Origin of the sequence: Hymenobacter sp. AT01-02 (assembly GCF_000961955.2) — a bacterium.
In the GTDB taxonomy this organism is placed as follows: domain Bacteria; phylum Bacteroidota; class Bacteroidia; order Cytophagales; family Hymenobacteraceae; genus Hymenobacter; species Hymenobacter mucosus.
In genome coordinates this window covers 1-3,857 of sequence record NZ_JZIR02000098.1, presented here as the reverse complement: position 1 = coordinate 3,857, position 3,857 = coordinate 1, and the positions used below count along the sequence as shown (strand labels likewise).

Sequence of the window (3,857 nt, the reverse complement as noted above, 5' to 3'; positions counted from 1 at the left end):
GGGGGCAGATAGTGGGCGGGCGGGCGGGGCCGTGAGGTGGAAGTCGTTTAGGTTTGACTTCAGCACATCGAGGCGGCGGTACGTAGCGGCGGCATCAGAACGGGTGAAGGTAACAAGCAGCCCTGCTACCACTGCAAAGCCTGCCGCTGAGGCCAAGATGGGTACCGCCCGTCGCTGCGCTAACCACCAGGCACTAGGTGCCACGACCAGCAGCGCTAGTACGGCGGCGCTGGGTCGTATCAACCACGCCAGTGCGAAGGCCAGCAGCCCCAGAATAGCAGCTTTTCGTCCAGGCGCTCGTTGCGCGGCATATAGCAAGCCAACGCCAGCGAGCAGCATGGGGATGCGCACGTAGCTAAACCAAAAGCCGTGCTCCAGCCACGCAACTTCAAACAACAGCGTGCTGCACACCAGCACCCAGCCCATAGACAGCCGGGGACTCAACACCTTATCGAGCACAGCAAACAATAGGACGGTAGCAACTACCAGCAGGCCATAGAGCGTAAGCCCATACCACGGCACTGCGGGCGCCGTGGTGTAGAGCCAGGCCCAGAGTGCCGCGTAGCCATGAAAGTACAGGTGCAAGTCGGTGACGGGGGACGCCGCCGATACACCCCGCAGCAACGCCACAATCGTTAGGTCGTCGTTGGTTTCGTAGTAGCACCCCAGCAGCAGGCCATTACCCGCCAAGCATAGCAGCGGCAAGAGCAACATGATAAAACGACGGGCCCGGCCAGAAAAGGTCATGCCGCAAGTTATTGTTTCTAGTACTTGCGCAGACGTAGCAGTGCCTTCTACTCCCCAGGAAAAGCTTACGCGTTTCGCTGAGTCGAATACTTTGCGCATTACTCTGGCCGTTCGATGGCCCGTTGCTATTCCGCTGGCTTGTGAAATAGGAATGACTGCCCAGACCACAATTTGCATTTCGTCGACGCCGGTCCTGCCCGTAGCTTTGCCAACGTGACCCGCTATTCTACCCGCCTGGCCGACTGGACCTTCCTGTTTGTGGCCGTATTTACAGTTGCGTATTTTCTACTAACCCATGAAGGGCTGTATGCGCTAGATGATTACTTCTATTCGCGCTATGCTCATCAGGTGCTTACTGGCACGTTTCAGCTAGCCCCCGATCCGGAAGGCTTGCTTCATGACCCGTTGAAAGAGCGCCCCCTGATTTTTGGGCCCGTGGCATTGTGCTACGCGTTGTTCGGTATCAATATCATCAGCACGACCCTTTGGCCGCTGCTTGCTACGCTGGGCTGCGCGGGCATTCTCTGGAAGCTATACCGCCGAGATGAGCCCCTAGTAGCGGCCACGGCCATGCTGCTACTCGGGCTGCACTACTTCACCCTCAACCTCACCAACTACCTCTACCCCGACAACATTCTGATGTTCTGGTGCTTGGCTGGAGCCGCCACCTTGCTCACTGGCCGCCACCGGCCACGCAACGGTGTCGCCTGGGGCGTGGGGTTTGCAGTGTTGAGCTTTGCCGCTCTCCTCAGCAAAGAAACCATTACTTATTACGTACCCTTCTACCTCGCCGTGCTGGGATGCGATGCCTACCGGCGCAAAAATGGGAGGTTCTGGCTAGCAGCTGTTGGTAGTGGAACCGCTTTGTTGGCTGGCTACCTAGCTTTCTATCAGATATTCACGAATGACGCATTCTACCGCATTCACCTGATTGAGAATACCAACAATTTCCTCAAGGAGGGCAACTACCTAGAGGGCAACCACAGCGCCCTGCTAGCGCGCCTGACCTGGCAGCCTTTCACGTTCTTTCTAGGTATTGGGCTAGGCCCACTACTTGTACTAGCCGGTCGAGCCTTGTTTCCCGACAACGTACCTAGTGAGCCAGACCGGCAGTTTTGGCTGGGACTGGGTTTTAGCGCGCTAGCATTTTACTGGTTAGGTAGCACGTCTATCAGTCAGTATAACCCCATCACCCTACTGCCCCGTATGACCACGCCCTTGCTCCCACCACTGGCCCTGGCGGCGGGGTTTGGCCTTCGCCAGCTACTACAAACGGGGCGCGGACTGGGCCTGGTGGGCCTGCTACTCCTGGCGGGCGGTGGGTGGCTGCACAACAGCTTGTCGGTGCTCTACGGTGGATTGGGACTCTGCTTCGTGGGTTTAGCCCTGGCTCTGCGGTGGCAACGGCGGCCCGCTTGGCTGCAACTAGGCGCCCCTGCTTTAGTAGGCTGCACGCTGGTAGTGTTAGCCGGCAGCCTGGCCCTGCGGCCCACTTATTTTATGACTAAGCCCTCCGTATCGGCCCACTTTGCCCAGGAGCGCGTTATTCGGCGGCAACTCCAGGCGCCGGCGCGGGGAGTGGTATTTGTGGATGACTACCTAATTGGCAACTACGACTTTTACTATGGCTACCGTGTGCCAGCTGGCTTGCAGTACCGTCGCTACTGGGCCCGCGACTCCGTGCGCTTAGCTCCCGGGCAGCGCGCATGGCTGCTACTCAACCGCAGCACTTTGAGCAACGATGAGCTAACCCGCAAGCTTATTCGCTACTCCCCCGATTCAGTACTAAGCTGGTTCCCTCGGCGGCACCTGTTGGCCCATGATGGCCAAGTAGAACTGTACCAAGTAAAGCTCGCCTCGCAGTAGAGTATTGCCTTACAAACAGCCCATCACTCTTATTTCCATTAGCCCACAATAGCCAGTGCTTATTTCTGCCAAAAGCGCATTTCCAGGGAGATGCGGGTTTCGTCGGGGTTGAGGTTGACTGCCCCGCCGTGGAGCAAGTAGGGCGAAAACAAAAGCACCTGCTCGGCGCCCGGGTTCGGGCGAATAAGCTGCAGTTCGGTGGGTGAACTAGTCACACCAGGTACTGTGTAGGTGGCCCCATTGTATACAGCACCGCCCTGGGTGCGGCCAGTGCGACTTTCAGGCCACCAGTGGCTTCCCGGCACCAAGCTCAGCGAAGATTGCGGCGTGCTGCCACATACTGGCACATATATATTGATGCAGTCATCATAATCAGGCAGCCATACGTCACGATGCAGTGGGTTATTGTCGGATCGGCCCGGGCGTACCAAGCGCAAGTGAAATACCTCTAGCTCCTCAAACGGGTTGTGGGCCTGCACCGGTCGGCCACACAGCTGCGCCACGCGGGCCTCTACTGCCGAGACCGGTACGGGCAGGCGCACCTGCTGAATTTCTTTAAGCTGCTGCACCACGCTAAGTGCCGGGCCTGGTCGTCGCCGATAAGGTGATGGTAGGCCGTCATGGGCGCATGGGCGGGTACTGGCAAGCCGGTGGCACGCACGGCCTCGCGCACCAGTTCTTCCAGACCCGCTCGCAGCCTTTCCTGCTCGGGAGCTGCCAGAAAAGGAGCTACCACATAACCAGCGTCGGCCCAGGCTGTGCCCGCAGTCAGGTCAAGGCTACTGGCTAGTAGTACCCGGTCGTCGGGCACCTGTACCTCGCCGTCAATCTGGTAGTGAATTTCACGCTCGTTTATGCGGGCTTTCATCATGCAAGGTAGGGCTGGAAGAAAGATGCAAGGTAGCCAAAAGCGCTGTTTTGGGAAGATACAGGCCAAGCACCTTTTGCCAGCGGCGTGCTAGTTGGTGGGTCCGTGGTTACCTTTCCAGTCCGTTTCTTCTCCTGCTTTGCCCGCTGCCATCCACTTGCGCCGACTATCCCTGCCCACGGTTACGCTGCTCATCGTCGGCCTCTTTACAGTTGCGTATTTCTTTCTCACGCACGAAGGCATCTACGACTACGATGATTATACCTACGCCCGCTACGCCCATCAGCTAGCCACGGGTACGTTTGTACCCGCCCCCGCCCCCCAAACTCACCCCCGACCACACCCCCCCCTGCATAACCGCTGGCTGGGTGTTTGG

At 58.4% G+C, this 3,857-nt stretch carries 5 protein-coding genes; 2 read left to right on the top strand and 3 right to left on the bottom strand.

The features are described 5' to 3' along the window. A partial coding sequence (locus VI25_RS19920) for a hypothetical protein (RefSeq protein WP_152981717.1) occupies nucleotides 1–747 on the bottom strand: 747 nt, incomplete at its 3' end. Nucleotides 748–918: 171 nt separating this feature from the next. On the opposite strand from VI25_RS19920, the gene VI25_RS19915 reads away from it, so the two are divergent. Continuing rightward, nucleotides 919–2,613, top strand: a complete 1,695-nt coding sequence (locus VI25_RS19915) for an ArnT family glycosyltransferase (RefSeq protein WP_082455725.1) — start codon at nucleotides 919–921, stop codon at nucleotides 2,611–2,613. Between the two features lie 59 nt (nucleotides 2,614–2,672). On the opposite strand, the gene VI25_RS19910 is transcribed toward VI25_RS19915, so the two are convergent. Both VI25_RS19910 and VI25_RS25305 read right to left on the bottom strand, forming a co-directional pair. Next, nucleotides 2,673–3,182, bottom strand: coding sequence for a phytanoyl-CoA dioxygenase family protein (locus VI25_RS19910; RefSeq protein WP_161806994.1), 510 nt, complete (start codon nucleotides 3,180–3,182; stop codon nucleotides 2,673–2,675). Continuing rightward, on the bottom strand, nucleotides 3,125–3,484 hold the full coding sequence (locus VI25_RS25305; RefSeq protein ID WP_055562769.1) for a hypothetical protein: 360 nt from the start codon (nucleotides 3,482–3,484) through the stop codon (nucleotides 3,125–3,127). The genes VI25_RS19910 and VI25_RS25305 overlap by 58 nt, the downstream gene beginning before the upstream one ends. A gap of 136 nt (nucleotides 3,485–3,620) precedes the next feature. Between VI25_RS25305 and VI25_RS19900 the strand changes: the two genes are divergently transcribed. Next, nucleotides 3,621–3,857 (top strand): hypothetical protein (locus tag VI25_RS19900; RefSeq protein WP_152981715.1); only part of this gene is annotated, 237 nt, incomplete at its 3' end.